This is a genomic window from Rhizobium sp. AN68 (assembly GCF_030758035.1).
Lineage (GTDB): Bacteria > Pseudomonadota > Alphaproteobacteria > Rhizobiales > Rhizobiaceae > Agrobacterium > Agrobacterium tumefaciens.
Window position 1 is genome coordinate 1,430,744 of sequence record NZ_JARWMI010000002.1, and the last position, 14,999, is coordinate 1,445,742.

Here is a 14,999-nt window from a genome sequence, read left to right on the forward strand (position 1 = left end):
GTGCGGCCAACGAGATTGAGCATATTTTGCCCAGATCAAGATTGGCGGTGGAACAGTATCATGGAAAAGACAGGACAGATGCAAGCCGGGGCGGCAAGCGCCACCCACAATGATGCGATCGGACAAGTGGCGCTTCTGGCCATGGCCGTCGCGGGCGGTATTGCCGTCGCAAACATCTACTACAATCAGCCGATGCTCGGGCTCATCGAGGCGGATTTCAGTCGGCAGCCAGTTACCGGCATGGTGCCCACCGCAACGCAACTCGGTTACGCACTGGGGTTGTTCCTTTTACTGCCGCTCGGCGACCTCGTTAATCGCCGCCGGATGATCATTGGGCAATTCGTGGTGCTTGCCGCCGCGCTCGCGCTGGCTGCACTGGCGCCGACGGCCTGGATGCTGGTTGCAGCATCGGTCATGGTTGGAGCATGCTCGACAGTCGCCCAGCAGATCGTGCCCTTTGCGGCATCGCTGGCCGCGCCCGAAAAGCGCGGCGCCACAATCGGCACCGTCATGGCAGGCGTATTGTCGGGCATATTGTTCAGCCGCACCCTCTCGGGCTTTGTGGGCGAACACGCCGGCTGGCGGGAAATGTTCTGGATCGGCGTACCGCTTGCCCTGCTCGCCGCGGGCCTCATGTTTGCGGTCCTGCCGCATCATCGGCCAACCTCGACTTTGCGATATCATCAGGCGCTCCGGTCGCTCGGCCAGCTATGGAAACGCCACCCGGCCTTGAGGGCAGCGACCATCATCCAGGCGTTTCTGTTCGCGTCGTTCACGGCCTTCTGGACCATCCTCGCTCTCTATCTGGCGGGGCCAGAATTTCAGCTCGGTGCGGATGTCGCGGGTCTGTTTGGGATCGTCGGTGCGGTCGGCATATTTGCAGCGCCTCTGGCAGGAGTTGTTGCCGACAGACGGGGACCGCATTTCGTGGTCTGGATGGGCGCCGGATTGACGATCGCCGCCTGGCTTATCTTCGGCCTCTGGGCATCGATCGCTTCCTTGGTTGTGGGCGTCATCGTGCTTGATTTCGGCATACAGAGCGCGCTGATTTCTAACCAGCACATCATTTATGCCCTGGATGCCGATGCGCGTAGCCGTCTCAACACGGTCTTCATGACTGGAATGTTTCTGGGGGGTGCCACAGGTTCGGCGATGGCGACACTGGCCTGGGGGCAGGGCGACTGGCTCGTCGTCAGCCTTCTCGGCGCGGCGTTTGGCCTCGCAGCCTTCGCGGTTAAAATATTTCATCATCGCCGGCATTCGCTGACGGTTGTCGGAAACTGAGGGCGGAACGATGGAAAAACTACGCATAGGAATCGTCGGCGGTTCGCTTGCCGGCCTCTTCGCTGGCATCATGTTACAACAGGCTGGCCACGATGTCCGCATCTACGAGCGATCGAAGAGCGGTCTTGCAGGTCGGGGAGCGGGCCTCGTCGGTCAGAGGGACCTGCTGCACATTCTCCGGCTGATTGGCTGCGAGCATGTCGCCCGTATCGGCGTGGTGGCTAAGGAACGCATCTATCTCGATCAGGATGGCGTTATCGCCCAGACCGTTAAGGCGCCCCAGACCCAGATCTCCTGGGACTACCTGTTCGAAACTGTCGCTTCTCGCATCGCTTCAGGAAGCTATGTGCTGGGTCGGGATGTCGTCAAAGTGCTGGATGGCGAGAGTGGCGCGGAGCTGATTTTTGGTGACGGCACGCGGGTGAATGTCGATCTGGTTATCGGTGCCGATGGCCTTGGTTCGGTGGTGCGCGCAGCGGTCAATCTCGGAGACACGCAAAACCGCTATTCCGGCTATGTCGCATGGCGTGGATTGATCCCGGAAACGAGGCTTCCAACGGCAGCTAATCTGCTTCTCGACCGGTTTGCCTTTCATGTCAGGCCCGGCGTACATGCGCTCGGTTATCTTGTCCCGGGCTCGAAGGGCGAAATGGACATCGGCAATCGCCGATATAACTGGGGTCTGGTATCGCAAAGTGCCAGCAAGCGAACTTGCCCACACGTTCACCGATCTAGATGGGCGAACGCATGCATTTTCGCTGCCGCGTGGTGGCTTGTCGAGCGACCATCTGGAGGCGTTGCGCGTCGATGCGCTGCAGATGCTTCCGCCGCAATTCGCCCAGGCGGTCGAGGCGGAGCCAAGCCCCTCTATCCAGGGCATTTTCGACTACGAGTCGCCCCGCATGACGGGCCGTTCGGTCGTCCTCATCGGCGACGCCGCCTTTGTCGCGCGTCCGCACACCGCGATGGGCGTGTCGAAGGCAGCGGGCGATGTCATGGCGTTGAGCGACAGCCTGGAGTCCGAGGTTGACCTTCCCAGTGCCTTGCAGCGGTTCGAGGATGAGCGCATCGCGGTTGGCCGAGAAATCGTTGCTTATGGCCGGCAACTCGGTGCGTCGGCTATCTGAGTATCGACCGGCTGTCTGTCACGGTACTCAAGAACGATATTTTTAACCCGCTGGCTTCTGCCAGCGGGTTTTTGATTTTGAGAAAGGTCGGATGCTTCAGTTTGGGGGCTTTATCAGGCTTAGTGCGGCGTGGATTTGCGAGACGACGGCGGCACCTTCCCCCACTGCTGCCGCGACCCGCTTGGTCGATCCGGCACGGACATCCCCGATGGCAAAGACATTCGGCAGGCTGGTTTCGAGGGGCAATGGCTTGCGGGAAAAACGACAATGCTCATCGAAGGATTGCCCAGTGACGATGAAGCCCTTGTCATCGGTTTGCACCCGGCTGCTGATCCAGCCAGCGTTCGGATCCGCGCCGATAAAAAGGAAGAGATGATGAAGCGGCAAGGTGTTCACGCTTCCATCCAGGCGGTTGCGCAGTCTTGCGGAGGAGATGCCAGTGGCGTTATCGCCATTGATCGCGTCCACTTCGCAATGCATGTGCAGTTGGACGTTCGGCAGGGCCTTGATACGGTCGATCAGATATTGCGACATCGTATCTTCGAGTGCGCGCCGCACGACCAGATGAAGTGTCTTGACCTGAGGCGCAAGAAAAACGATGGCCTGGCCTGCCGAATTGCCGCCGCCAACCAGGACGATCTCTTCGCCGGCGCAAAGTTTTGCCTCGATCGGCGAGGCCCAATAGGAAACGCCGTTGCCCTCGAAACCGTCAATGTTGGTGATGTCCGGTCGCCTGTAGCGAGCGCCGGATGCGATGACGACACTGCGGGCCGTCACCGATTTTCCACCGTCGAGTTCGAGCGCCAGCACACCTGCGTCATCTTTCGGAGGGATCAGATTTTTGACAGCGACGGGAAGAACCATTTCCGCCCCGAACTTGAGAGCCTGATTGTAGGCACGTCCCGCCAACGCCTGTCCGGATATGCCCGTCGGGAAGCCGAGATAGTTTTCGATCCGAGACGAAGCGCCGGCCTGCCCCCCAATCGAGTGTTCATCGATGACAAGGACGTCGAGCCCTTCCGAAGCGGCATAGACGGCGGTGGCAAGGCCCGCCGGTCCAGCGCCGACAACAGCTACGTCATAGAGCTTTCCGGGCTTGAGGTCCGGCGTCATGCCGAGACATGCTGCGGCCTCCGCATCTGTCGGTTTCTTGAGCACGGTGCCGTTGGGGCAGACCATTAGCGGAAGGTCGGAGGCGAGAATACCCAGGCGTTCGATCAGCGCCTTACCTTCACCCTCCATGGCAGCATCAAGTACGATGTGGGGAAAGGCATTGCGGGCTAGAAATCCTTGCAGACGCGAGAGCGCGGCATTGCCAGCGGTTCCAATCAGAACAGAACCTGCGCCTGCATCGATCAGACCGACGCGGCGCAGGATGAAGGCGCGCATGATGATTTCGCCGACATCGGCCGATCCGATCACCAAGGCCCGCAAATGGGCGGCATCAAAGGGAATGGCCGTGCAGCCCTCGGACCCGGCGCGGGCCCCGGCAAGTGTCGGTCGACCCGACAGCTGGTTGACTTCGCCAGACAACTGGCCTGCTCCATGCGTCGTGATCGGCGCCTCGCCGGAAAGACCTTCGTGGCGAAACACGTCCATCGATCCCTTCAGCACCAGCCAGGCGGGCGCTGCGTGGTCTCCTACCTTGTAGACGAAGTCACCACGAGCGAAATATTTTGGCTCGCCGCTGGCAAAACGCTTGGCCGTCTCGACCTGATGGGGGTTGAGCACCGGAAACATCTGGTCCAGGCGCGCGCTGAGATCTGCCATCTGTTACCTCCAGCTGGAAATGTCGTCCGCAGGTCACCGCCGATTTTTCGGCGAAGTTTCAGTAATATCGCGGTATCGGCCCGCGTTGCGGTGTCTGATCAGGCAGGTCCACCATGGTTTCGTCCACATAACACCAGCCCCAGCCTTCCGGCGGGTCATAGCCCTCGATGATGGGGTGGCGGGTGGTGTGGAAATGCGCGGTCGCGTGGCGGCCGGGGGACTGATCGCAGCAGCCGACATGACCACATTCGCGGCAGAGCCTCAAATGAAGCCATATCTGGCCAGTTTCGAGACATTCCTCGCAGCCAAGCGTCATGGGCTTGACCGATCGGATCGTCGGCAGGTGCGAGCATTGATCAGACATGGTTCCACTCCTGAACGTGTTGGAAATTTCAGTGCTTCAGTGCTTCTTCAAGACACAGTATAAGCTGGTTGAAATCGACTGGCTTCCCAAGGAATGCGAATGCACCGCCATCCATTGCCGCTGCTCTCGTTCGCTCGTCGCAATAGGATGTCATGAAGATCATCGGCGGCTTTTGATCACCACGCGAGTTTAACACGTCCTGCATCTGGATGCCGCTTAAGCCTGGCATTTTAACGTCGACCAGCATGCAGTCGATCGCGACGCGATCACCGCGGGCCAGAAAGTCTTCCGCAGACGAAAACAGCCGGCTCTCGTAACCGCAGGACAAAACGAGATCGTCAAGGGCTTCGCGGATCGACCGATCGTCGTCAACAATGGCTATGACAGGTGTTTTGGACAATTTGATTGGGCCTTGCCTCTTAAAATCAACTGGCTTCTATATGCGCCATCGAGACACAACATTGCACCATACAAGGGTCTAGGTTTTGGCCTCAAAGGCCTAGCAGTTCCGCCTTGCGCACCAGTTCGGCTACGGAGCGCGCCTCCATTTTGCGCATGACATTGCCGCGATGCAGCTTGACCGTGATCTCGCTGATCCCGAGGTTGAACGCAATCTGCTTGTTCATCAGGCCTTGCACGACAGCCGTCATGACCTCATGCTCGCGGCGGGTCAATGTCTTGGCCAGTTCCACGACGGCGCCATTTGCAGCAGATTGCTGGCGCATTTCCCGATCTTTCTGAAAAGCGACCGAGACGGCGTCGAGGATGTCCTGGTCCCGAAAAGGTTTGGTCAGGAAGTCGATGGCGCCTGCTTTCATGGCACGGACTGTCATTGGTATATCACCGTGACCCGTCATGAAGATGATCGGCATTCGGTTGCCGAGTTTTTCCAGGTGGAGCTGAAAATCAAGGCCGTTCGCACCGGGCAGGCGAACGTCGAGAAGAATGCAGCCAGGTCGGTCCAGATCGGCATTTTCGAGCAGGTCCTGGGCGCTTTCAAAGGATTTTGCTTCTGTTCGAATTGACAGGAACAGATCGACCAAAGCCTCGCGTATCGCAGTATCGTCATCGACGACGTAGACAACCGGCGTATCGCCGTTCGGCGGTTTGCCGGACTTTCTCGCATCATTCATGGGTTGCCTCCATCGGGACGATCATTTCGAACAATGCGCCACCATTGATGTGATTGCTGGCAGACAGCGTGCCGCCGCGGGCTTCGAGCATGCTGCGGCAGATGGCAAGGCCCATGCCAAGCCCGGTTGGTTTGGTCGTGCAGAATGGTTTGAACAGGTTTTTGAGAACGTCCGGACTGAGCCCGGGACCTGTGTCGAGAACCTTGATGATCACGCTTTGACCATCCCCAGGCTCGATCGTTACCGATATCCGCCGCATCGCTTCCGGGGTTTCGGCCATGGCGTGAAGGGAATTGGTGATCAGGTTGATCAAGACTTGCTGCAGCTCTATCCGCACAGCGTTGACGGTGGGCACATCGCTTGCTTCAGCTATTTCAACAATGACCCCATTTCTGACCAGCTCGCTCTCCATCAGCGCGCGTGTCTCCGTGACGAGATCGGCCAGCGAAACCGACTCGATATCGGGCGGGCGGTTACCAAGCATTGATCTTGCGCTCTGAATGATGTCGCTGGCACGCTGGCTGTCACGAGCGATGCGCTCAGCTGAGCGGGAAACGGCTGCCAGATCCGGCGGGTCGCGATCCAGCCAGCGCTGCAGGGTCTGGGCGTTGACCACCAAGGCGCCGAGCGGCTGATTGAGTTCGTGCGCGAGCGAGGCAGATAACGCACCGACGGTTGCCGCGCGCGACGCCAATGCCAATTCCGCCTGGGCCTCGAACAGTGCTTTCTGGGCGAGTTCCCGTTCCGTAATGTCGAACATACCGACAATGACACGGTTGAAATTGGCAGGATCTTCAGGAAAGCCAACGGTCAGCAGCACAAATTTGCTGGTGCCATCGCTGGTGATGATGCTGCCCTTGCCTTCGAAATGCGTCTCGTTGTTGAAAATTGCCGCGATGAGATCGAGAAAGGTGGCGTCGTCCTGGGCAATATAGCGGCGCATGGCGCCGGGATTGTTGTTGCCCACATGACCCAGCAATTCAAGTGCCGCCGCGTTGGCGGCAACGGTAGGGACGCTGACGATGCATTGCTCCAGAAAATCCGGGTTCTCCCGAGCGTGAGCACTAAGGTCTTTGACACCATCTGCTTTCAACGCCATCAGCATGGCGCGGACCTGCGAATAGTCGCGCTCCCAAAGTGCAACGCGGCTTTGTTCGAAAATCGTCCGGTAGCGCTCTTCGCTGCTCTGCAGGGCGGCATTGAATTTCACAAGATTGAGGCGCGCGCGCTGATTGCGGATGATCAAGGCGCAGGTGATCAACATTGCAGCAACCGCGACCGCCAGGCGTAGGGTTGCGGCGAGGTCGGTTTGCAGCCCATGAGCTGCAAGATACGAGACTGCCGCCAGACTGATACAGATACCGGTCACCAGCATCGTTCCTTTTTCTGTCAGGGTTTCTGCCGACAGAAGCAAGGTGATGACATAGAGCGTGGCAAGCGCGCTGTGAATGTCGGTATAGGTATCGAGATAGAAGATCAGCGCTGCGAGCAAAAATGCGCAGACGAGCACGCAAAGTTCAAAGCGCGCCGGCAGCCGTCTTTCCGGGTTTACCAGGACCAGCGAATGCAAGGAGATTTCCCACGTTGAGATCGACCGCATTATCAAGCCATCCCTGCTGCCAAAACGCAAATGGCAATTCCAATATTCCTATGCAAACTCAATCTCATAACCGCGCAAAAAAGAAAGGCCATTCCAGGACTGGGATGGCCTCAGATGGATCGCGACATCCATGTGAAAGGGCGCGCTTGAAAATTCAGGGTGCATTGGCATCCAGCATCTCTTCAGTGGAGGGCCTGAATTTGTAGCCTCGGTTTGGCAGGCGAGCCACTATACTTAGGTGTCAGTCCGACTAACCAAGCATTGGATACCGCGCGACCAGATCCTCGCCTACAACCATCTCGTCAAACAAACGATGTGGGCAGGAGCTGAAGATGCAGATTTCAAAACATGTTCTTTCTCTCAAGGACCGGCCTGCAGCCTTCGAAAGCCCGGCGGGATCGATCATGCGCCTTGGTCGCGATCAACTGCCAATCCTCAAAGGCCTTTCAATACGCAGGCTGGTGCTCACGGCACACGCGATCAGGGAGCCTCACTGGCATGCGAATGCCAATGAACTAGGCTACTGTGTCCGCGGCCAGGCACTGGTGACTGTCGTCGGCAATCATGGCAGCCGCGATGTCTTTCTTATCGGCATTGGCGAAATGTTCTTCGTTCCGTCAGGCATGGTTCACGCAATTGAAAATACCGGTGAGACGGAGGCGGAGTTCATCCTTGCCTTTTCGAACGAGGATCCGGAAGATTTCAGCCTGTCTGGCGCCTTCGACGTGATGTCCGACGCCGTGCTGCTGAGCACATTCGAGTGGCAACCGCAAAAGCCGCCGAGTTTTGGCAGGCTGAACGCAAACACAGAGATATTCGACCTGCAGGCCCAGCCAGCCATTGAAAAGCAGGCGCTTCATCCAAACAGGCTCAAATTCCGTGTCGAGGAGTCAGCGCCGCACGTATCGTCGCCGGCGGGCTCTGCAAGGACCGCGCAGGCTCCGGCTTGGTCTGCTCTCGATGGTCTTTCGATGTTTTCTGTCCGCATCAGCGAGATTGGCCTGCGCGAACCGCACTGGCACCCCGAGACCGCCGAAATGGGCTATGTGCTCGAAGGGACCGGTCAGATGACAGTCCTTGATCCCGATGGAAGCGCTGACACTTATTCGATCCATCCGGGTGACGCCTATTTCGTGCCGCCGGCTTACCCGCATCACATCGAAAACGCCGGCAGTGGCACACTGCATATCCTGATTTTCTTCAGTCACAGCGCGCCACAAGATATCGGTTACCGAGCAGCGGCGGCCGGTTATTCACGCAATGTGATCGCTAGCCAGTTGGGCCTTTCCGAGCAAGCCCTCCTGCCTCTTCCTGTCGATATCGACGATCCGCTGATCGTTGCACAGCTCTGAAACCCTGAAATCCAAATCCAAACCCAAACCCAATGGAGATTACCATGAACCGCACCCTCGCTGAAAAACATCGCAAGTCGCCTCTTGCAACACCGACTGCCCTTGGCACGGACGCAACCGCCGATATTTCCGGCGCGTTGACGGCGCTGCTGGCCGATGTCTTCGCGCTTTATCTCAAGACGAAGAATTTTCACTGGCATATGAGCGGTCCGCATTTCCGTGATTACCACCTGATGCTGGACGAGCAGGGCGAGCAGATCTTCGCCATGACGGATGACATTGCCGAGCGAGCCCGCAAGATCGGCGGCACCACACTTCGTTCGATCAGCCATATTTCCAGGTTGCAGCGGCTTCTCGACAACGACGCCGATTTCGTGACCCCGGCGGATATGCTGGCCGAGCTTCGCGACGATAACCTCACACTCGTCTCGCTGATGAAGGCGACACACAATCTTTGTGAAGACCATGGCGACATCGCAACCGCCAGCCTGATCGAAAACTGGGTGGATGAGGCAGAGCGCCGTGCCTGGTTCCTGTTCGAAAGCACCCGCGGCGCCGAATGAGCGCGCGAAATTTCGGAGAGGCCCATGATCAACGAACTTTCACTGTCCCGTCGGCAGGTCCTGTTGGCCGGCACCACGGTTTCTCTGGCCTTGGCCATGCCGGCGATGGCTTCCGAAAAGAAAATTTCCCGTAACCCAGAAGGAATTGCATCGATGACCACGAATTTCGTCACCACCAAAGACGGCGTAGAGATCTTCTTCAAGGACTGGGGTCCGAAGGATGCACAGCCGATCGTCTTCCACCATGGCTGGCCGCTGTCGTCAGACGACTGGGATGCCCAGATGCTGTTCTTCCTCAGCAAGGGATATCGTGTTGTGGCCCATGACCGCCGCGGCCATGGACGCTCCAGCCAGGTGAGCAATGGTCACGACATGGATCATTACGCTGCCGATGCCTCCGCCGTCGCCGAATATCTTGACCTGCGCAATGCCGTTCATATCGGTCACTCCACAGGCGGCGGCGAAGTCGCTCGGTACGTCGCACGGCATGGTCAGCCACAGGGACGCGTGGCAAAGGCAATCCTCGTCAGCGCCGTTCCGCCGCTGATGCTGAAAACCGCAGGCAATCCTGATGGCACGCCGATGGAAGTCTTCGATGGGTTCCGTAGCGCCCTGGCAGCCAATCGCGCGCAGTTCTTCCTCGATGTTGCGTCGGGCCCATTTTATGGTTTCAACCGGCCGGATGCGAAAGTTTCGCAGGGTGTGATCGACAATTGGTGGCGCCAGGGGATGATGGGTAGCGCCGTGGCGCACTATGAAGGTATCAAGGCGTTTTCGGAGACAGATCAGACCGAAGACTTGAAGGCGATTACCGTTCCCACGCTGGTGACCCAGGGTGATGACGACCAGGTCGTTCCCTACAAGGCCGCCGTGGAGCTTCAGGCCAAACTGATCAAGAACAGCACGATGAAGATCTACAAGGGCTTCCCGCACGGGATGCTGACCACGCATGCCGACGTGATCAATCCAGACCTGTTGGCCTTCATCAAGGCTTGATTGTTTCCCCATCCCAAGACGTATGTGGCGGCTCCCCAAAGGGCCGCCACTACAAATGCGGGGTCAGCGGGTTAGTCAGCAGCTCGTCGCGAAAGCTCGCGGGCCAGATCAAGAAACGCTTTCACTCCAGCCGACAGATTGCGGCGCCCGGGATAATACAGGCAGAGCCCCGGATACGGTGGTGTCCAGTCCTCCAGCACCCGGACAAGGCGCCCCGCTTTGATGTCGGGGAGCACTTCCTCTTCCATGGTATAGCCCAGGCCGGTACATTCCAGCACCGAAGTCCTCACAAGGCCCGCTTCATCAAGTGTGATCGGGCCTCGCACATCGATTTGCACCGGCTCGTCGTCTTTTTCAAACCGCCATCGAAACAGTGAGCCGTCCGGCAAGCGAACGCGAATGCATCTGTGATTGAGAAGATCCGGAGGAACCACGGGTTTAGGATGTTGTGCGAAATAGTCCGGAGAACCAACAACAGCGTGTCGCTGGGGCCGGCCGAGCGAAACGGCAATCATGTCGCTGGGAACGAGACCTGCCACCCTGACGCCCAGATCAAAACCGTCATTGACGATATCAACCATTTTTCCTTCCGTGACCAGATCGACATTCATCTCGGGATAGCGACGCAGGAACTCAAGCACGAGCGGTGAGATGATGGCGCGTGCTGCAAACGGTGCCGCATTGATGCGTATCGTTCCAGACGGTGTCTCGCGTTGTGAGCGAACCGTTTCCAGAGCGGCATGAAGGTCCTGAAGCGAAGGCGCAACCTGCTGTACAAAGAGCCTGCCGGCATCTGTCAGCGAGACGCTGCGCGTGGTGCGATTAAACAATCGTACGCCGAGCCCCGCCTCAAGCCTGCCGATGGTGTGGCTGAGCGCAGTTGTGGACATACCGAGATCGATAGCCGCTGCGCGAAACGTCCCGCGCCTGGCGATCGCGATGACTGCTTCGAGTTCCCTAAGGTCTAACTGTTCCATTATCCCGATCTGTTCAACATCACGTGCATATTTATCCCACTTATCCATGCAATGGTAGAGCACTAACTTAGGGGCACCTCACAAGGAGAAATAAGATGGATATGCCCCAAGTTGTGAATATGTATTTTGACGCCGACACCCGCAACGATGCCGACGGGCTGTTGCAAACGCTTGATGTCGATGCGGTGGTCGAGGACGAGAATGCCCGCTATCAGGGCACTGCCGCCATCCGTCAATGGTGGGTGGCCGCCAAGAGTTCGGCTCAATACGTTGCCGAACCTGTGGAAACCACGGTTGACGGTGACAAGGTACTCGTGCGGGCGAGGGTGAGTGGCAAGTTTCCCGGTAGTCCGGTGATGCTAATCCATGCCTTCACGATCAAGGACGACAGGATCGTCAGGCTGGAGATCCGGTCATGATCGACTTTCTCAATCTGAAAGGCAAACGCGCACTCATTACGGCTGGAACCAAGGGTGCTGGCGCTGCGACCGTCAGCCTGTTTCGCGAACTAGGCGCAAAGGTGCTGACGACAGCGCGTGCCCGTCCGGAAAACATGCCGGAAGAATTGTTCGTCGATGCGGACCTGAGCACCGAAGAGGGATGTGAAATCGTCGCAGAGGCCACGCGGCGGCGCCTTGGCGGCGTCGATGTCATCGTCCATATGCTGGGTGGCTCCTCAGCATCGGGGGGCGGCTTTTCTGCCCTGTCGGAGGATGACTGGCACAAGGAAATGTCGCTTAACCTTTATCCGGCTGTCCGGCTGGATCGGCAACTGGTCCCGGATATGGTCGCCCGGGGAAGCGGCGTCGTCGTGCATGTGACATCCATCCAGAGAGTCCTGCCACTTCCGGAATCGACAACAGCCTATGCCGCAGCAAAAGCGGCACTTTCGACCTATAGCAAGGCGATGTCGAAGGAAGTGTCGCCCAAAGGTGTGCGTGTCGTTCGGGTTTCGCCGGGCTGGATCGAAACGGAAGCCTCCGTCCACCTTGCAGAGCGCCTGGCGAAGCAGGCTGGAACTGACCTTGAGGGTGGCAAGAAGATCATCATGGATGGACTGGGCGGCATTCCGCTCGGCCGCCCGGCAAAACCGGAAGAGGTCGCAAACCTGATCGCCTTCCTCGCTTCCGACCGTGCGGCTTCGATTACTGGTACCGAATACACAATTGATGGGGGGACGGTGCCGACAGCGTAGGTTCCGAGATGCGCCTGCAGATCAGGCGGGCGCGTCCCACCCGCCGATCTGTGAATAGATCGCGTCGCGGAGATGGCGGACGTCGTGGTTCAGATCGGCCAGCTCCTTTGGAGTTTGCATTGAAGCTGCAAGCAAGGTGTCGCTGAGGCAGCCCGCCCTGTGCTGCAATGCGCGGCCTTCCTCGGTCAAAGCGATGACCACCTGCCGCTCATTGCTGAGGTTTCTGGTCCTGCGCAACAAGCCGGCTGTCTCAAGGCGCTTCAAGAGCGGCGTCAGTGTGCTCGATTCCAATGCGAGGGCGTTTGCAATGGCGCCAACGGTTTGCTCATCTCCGCTCCAAAGCACGTTTAGCACGAGATATTGCGGGTACGTCAGCCCCAGCTCATCCAGAAGGGGCTTGTAAGCGCGCTGGATGGCAATGCCGGCAGTATAAATTGCGTAGCACAGCTGGTCGTGCAAAGGCGGTGGATTGTTGTGACGTATGGTCATTCTAGGCTCCTTCACACATACATATAGCCAATCATATGGCAAAAATAAATGTCGCGATAAGAATTATCTTGACGGAAGGGTCAGCATCTGTCAGCTTATGTGTATCGCGATAACAGTTATCGCAAAACAAAAAGGAAGAAGCCATGACACGCAAGTCCGCAACCGCCCTTTCTGCAATTGCCACCGCCGCATTGTCTGCCGCACTGCCGGCAAACGCTGCCGACACCATTTCCCAGAACCAGTCCGTAAAAAACGTCGTGCTTGTCCATGGCGCTTTTGCTGACGGCTCTGGCTGGAAGGGTGTCTACGACAATCTCACAAAGCGTGGTTACCGCGTGACCATCGTCCAGAATCCCCTGACCTCTCTGGCGGACGACGTTGCCGCCACAAAGCGTGCTCTCGAGCGGCAGGACGGTCCGGTCATTCTGGTCGGACATTCCTGGGGCGGCACGGTCATTACAGAAGCGGGCGTTGATGAAAAGGTTGCTGGCCTCGTCTATGTCTCTGCGCTCTCACCAGATGCCGGCGAAACGACAGCCCAGCAATATCAGGGGTTTGCTCCCGCATCGGAATTCGTCATCGAAACCACGAAGGATGGTTTTGGATATGTCAGCCCGGCAAAGTTCAAGGCTGGTTTTGCTCATGACGTTAGCGATGCCGATGTTGCGTTCATGAGGGACGCTCAGGTCCCGATCAACATGTCGGCGTTCGGCACGAAGCTCGAACATGCTGCCTGGCGTACCAAGCCCAGCTGGGCTGTGATCGCTACCGAGGACAAGGCATTCGACCAGGCAATGCTGATCCATATGGCCGAACGCATCAAAGCCAAGATCACCAAGGTCTCAGCAAGCCACGCCCTGTTCATGACGCAGCCGACGGTCGTCGCTGATACCATCGATGCTGCCGCCAAGGCCGTCTCGGCAAAGCAGAAATGATAGATTCCGCGTTATCGGGACAATCCGCACTGTCCCGATAACGACCGGAACGTATTATTTCGAATTTCACAACAAACTATGAATTATTAGTTCAATTGTTGTGCCCGCGACTTGGTAGCAATATCCACGCATCAGACGAGCAACGGCGTCGCCTGAAACACGAAACCATACACTTGCAGGACGTGAAATGACCCAGAACGACTTTTCCATAACGCGCCGTGGCGCACTGCTTTCAGTTGGTGCAGCCGCAGCGGCGATGGCCATTTCACCCGTATTCACCTTCGCAGCAAACGCTGCCCCCACCAACACATCAATCGAAGGAAACAAGACCATGGGTACTATCACCACCAAGGACGGCGTCGAAATATTCTACAAGGATTGGGGCTCCAAGGATGCTCAGCCCATCGTATTTCATCACGGCTGGCCGTTATCGTCTGACGACTGGGATGCCCAGATGCTGTTCTTCCTCGCCAACGGTTACCGGGTCGTTGCCCATGATCGCCGTGGCCACGGACGCTCTGCCCAGGTTTCCGAAGGGCATGATATGGACCACTATGCCGCCGACGCTTTCGCTGTCGTCGAAGCGCTGGATCTGAAAAATGCCGTGCATATCGGTCATTCCACCGGCGGTGGCGAAGTGGCGCGCTATGTGGCGAAGTTTGGTCAGCCGGCCGGTCGTGTCGCCAAGGCCGTTCTGGTATCGGCAGTCCCACCGCTGATGCTGAAGACCGCAGCCAATCCCGAAGGCCTGCCGATCGAAGTGTTCGACGGCTTCCGTTCGGCGCTGGCGGCCAATCGGGCGCAATTCTTCCGCGATGTCCCGGCCGGCCCGTTCTACGGTTTTAACCGCGATGGCGCCAAGGTTCAGGAAGGCGTAATCCAGAATTGGTGGCGCCAGGGCATGATGGGCGGTGCAAAGGCGCACTATGATGGCATCAAGGCCTTCTCCGAAACCGACCAGACGGAAGATCTGAAGGCAATCACGGTGCCGACGCTCGTTCTCCACGGCGAAGACGACCAGATCGTTCCAATCGCGGATTCTGCACTGAAGTCCGCCAAGCTGCTGAAGAACGGTTCGCTGAAGACCTATCCCGGCTTCTCGCATGGCATGCTGACCGTGAATGCCGATGTCCTGAACGCCGATCTTCTGGCATTCATTCGATCCTGACGATAAGAGGTGGCCGTGGCGGAATCTGCCACGGCCACTGATGCAA

15 protein-coding genes and 1 pseudogene are annotated in these 14,999 nt (G+C 58.0%); 9 read left to right on the plus strand and 7 right to left on the minus strand.

Translation table 11 applies throughout. The annotated features are described in order from the left end of the window. The first annotated feature begins 60 nt into the window (after positions 1–60). Entirely contained in the window at positions 61–1,284 is a 1,224-nt protein-coding gene (locus RBH71_RS09990) for an MFS transporter (RefSeq protein ID WP_038494749.1), read from the plus strand. 10 nt (positions 1,285–1,294) lie between these two features. Beyond that, positions 1,295–2,411, plus strand: a pseudogene (locus RBH71_RS09995) (FAD-dependent monooxygenase). A gap of 96 nt (positions 2,412–2,507) precedes the next feature. On the opposite strand, the gene RBH71_RS10000 reads toward RBH71_RS09995, so the two are convergent. The 5 genes from RBH71_RS10000 to RBH71_RS10020 all read right to left on the minus strand — a co-directional run bounded on the left by RBH71_RS10000 (position 2,508) and on the right by RBH71_RS10020 (position 7,278). Next, positions 2,508–4,181, minus strand: coding sequence for an FAD-dependent oxidoreductase (locus RBH71_RS10000; RefSeq protein WP_003519261.1), 1,674 nt, complete (start codon positions 4,179–4,181; stop codon positions 2,508–2,510). A gap of 58 nt (positions 4,182–4,239) precedes the next feature. Beyond that, entirely contained in the window at positions 4,240–4,545 is a 306-nt protein-coding gene (locus tag RBH71_RS10005) for a UBP-type zinc finger domain-containing protein (RefSeq protein WP_003519260.1), read from the minus strand. 28 nt (positions 4,546–4,573) lie between these two features. Next, positions 4,574–4,945: a response regulator transcription factor gene (locus RBH71_RS10010; protein WP_003519258.1), complete on the minus strand. Its 372-nt coding sequence runs from the start codon at positions 4,943–4,945 to the stop codon at positions 4,574–4,576. Between the two features lie 91 nt (positions 4,946–5,036). Further along, positions 5,037–5,678 carry a response regulator transcription factor gene (locus RBH71_RS10015; protein WP_003519256.1) on the minus strand — a complete coding sequence of 214 codons (642 nt, stop codon included), beginning with the start codon at positions 5,676–5,678 and terminating at the stop codon, positions 5,037–5,039. Beyond that, positions 5,671–7,278, minus strand: a complete 1,608-nt coding sequence (locus tag RBH71_RS10020) for an ATP-binding protein (RefSeq protein ID WP_236768967.1) — start codon at positions 7,276–7,278, stop codon at positions 5,671–5,673. Before RBH71_RS10020 ends, RBH71_RS10015 begins: the two co-directional genes overlap by 8 nt. Before the next feature lie 332 nt (positions 7,279–7,610). Here RBH71_RS10020 and RBH71_RS10025 point away from each other — a divergent pair, with 332 nt between their 5' ends. Genes RBH71_RS10025 through RBH71_RS10035 form a run of 3 tightly spaced genes read left to right on the plus strand, consistent with a single transcriptional unit; the run spans position 7,611 to position 10,189 of the window. Next, positions 7,611–8,630, plus strand: coding sequence for a cupin domain-containing protein (locus tag RBH71_RS10025; protein WP_003519252.1), 1,020 nt, complete (start codon positions 7,611–7,613; stop codon positions 8,628–8,630). Between the two features lie 44 nt (positions 8,631–8,674). Then, positions 8,675–9,193, plus strand: coding sequence for a Dps family protein (locus RBH71_RS10030; RefSeq protein ID WP_111801727.1), 519 nt, complete (start codon positions 8,675–8,677; stop codon positions 9,191–9,193). A gap of 24 nt (positions 9,194–9,217) precedes the next feature. After that, the gene (locus tag RBH71_RS10035; RefSeq protein WP_003519249.1) at positions 9,218–10,189 is read left to right on the plus strand and encodes an alpha/beta fold hydrolase; all 972 of its coding nucleotides are present in this window, start codon (positions 9,218–9,220) and stop codon (positions 10,187–10,189) included. A 71-nt stretch (positions 10,190–10,260) separates the two neighbouring features. Here the strand turns inward: RBH71_RS10035 and RBH71_RS10040 are convergent, their stop codons facing one another. Continuing rightward, positions 10,261–11,214, minus strand: coding sequence for a LysR family transcriptional regulator (locus tag RBH71_RS10040; RefSeq protein WP_323687267.1), 954 nt, complete (start codon positions 11,212–11,214; stop codon positions 10,261–10,263). A gap of 47 nt (positions 11,215–11,261) precedes the next feature. Between RBH71_RS10040 and RBH71_RS10045 the strand changes: the two genes are divergently transcribed. Both RBH71_RS10045 and RBH71_RS10050 read left to right on the plus strand, forming a co-directional pair. Next, positions 11,262–11,585 carry a nuclear transport factor 2 family protein gene (locus RBH71_RS10045; RefSeq protein ID WP_003519246.1) on the plus strand — a complete coding sequence of 108 codons (324 nt, stop codon included), beginning with the start codon at positions 11,262–11,264 and terminating at the stop codon, positions 11,583–11,585. Next, complete coding sequence (locus RBH71_RS10050) at positions 11,582–12,361, plus strand: SDR family oxidoreductase (protein ID WP_013762165.1); 780 nt, start codon at positions 11,582–11,584, stop codon at positions 12,359–12,361. Before RBH71_RS10045 ends, RBH71_RS10050 begins: the two co-directional genes overlap by 4 nt. A gap of 21 nt (positions 12,362–12,382) precedes the next feature. Here the strand turns inward: RBH71_RS10050 and RBH71_RS10055 are convergent, their stop codons facing one another. Further along, positions 12,383–12,850 (minus strand): MarR family winged helix-turn-helix transcriptional regulator, encoded by a 468-nt coding sequence (locus tag RBH71_RS10055; protein ID WP_003519242.1) that lies wholly within the window; start codon positions 12,848–12,850, stop codon positions 12,383–12,385. Between the two features lie 143 nt (positions 12,851–12,993). Here RBH71_RS10055 and RBH71_RS10060 point away from each other — a divergent pair, with 143 nt between their 5' ends. Together RBH71_RS10060 and RBH71_RS10065 are read left to right on the plus strand one after the other, a co-directional pair. Next, positions 12,994–13,785: an alpha/beta fold hydrolase gene (locus tag RBH71_RS10060; protein ID WP_003519240.1), complete on the plus strand. Its 792-nt coding sequence runs from the start codon at positions 12,994–12,996 to the stop codon at positions 13,783–13,785. Positions 13,786–13,972: 187 nt separating this feature from the next. Then, positions 13,973–14,953, plus strand: coding sequence for an alpha/beta fold hydrolase (locus tag RBH71_RS10065; protein ID WP_019566822.1), 981 nt, complete (start codon positions 13,973–13,975; stop codon positions 14,951–14,953). The last annotated feature ends 46 nt before the right edge of the window (positions 14,954–14,999 follow it).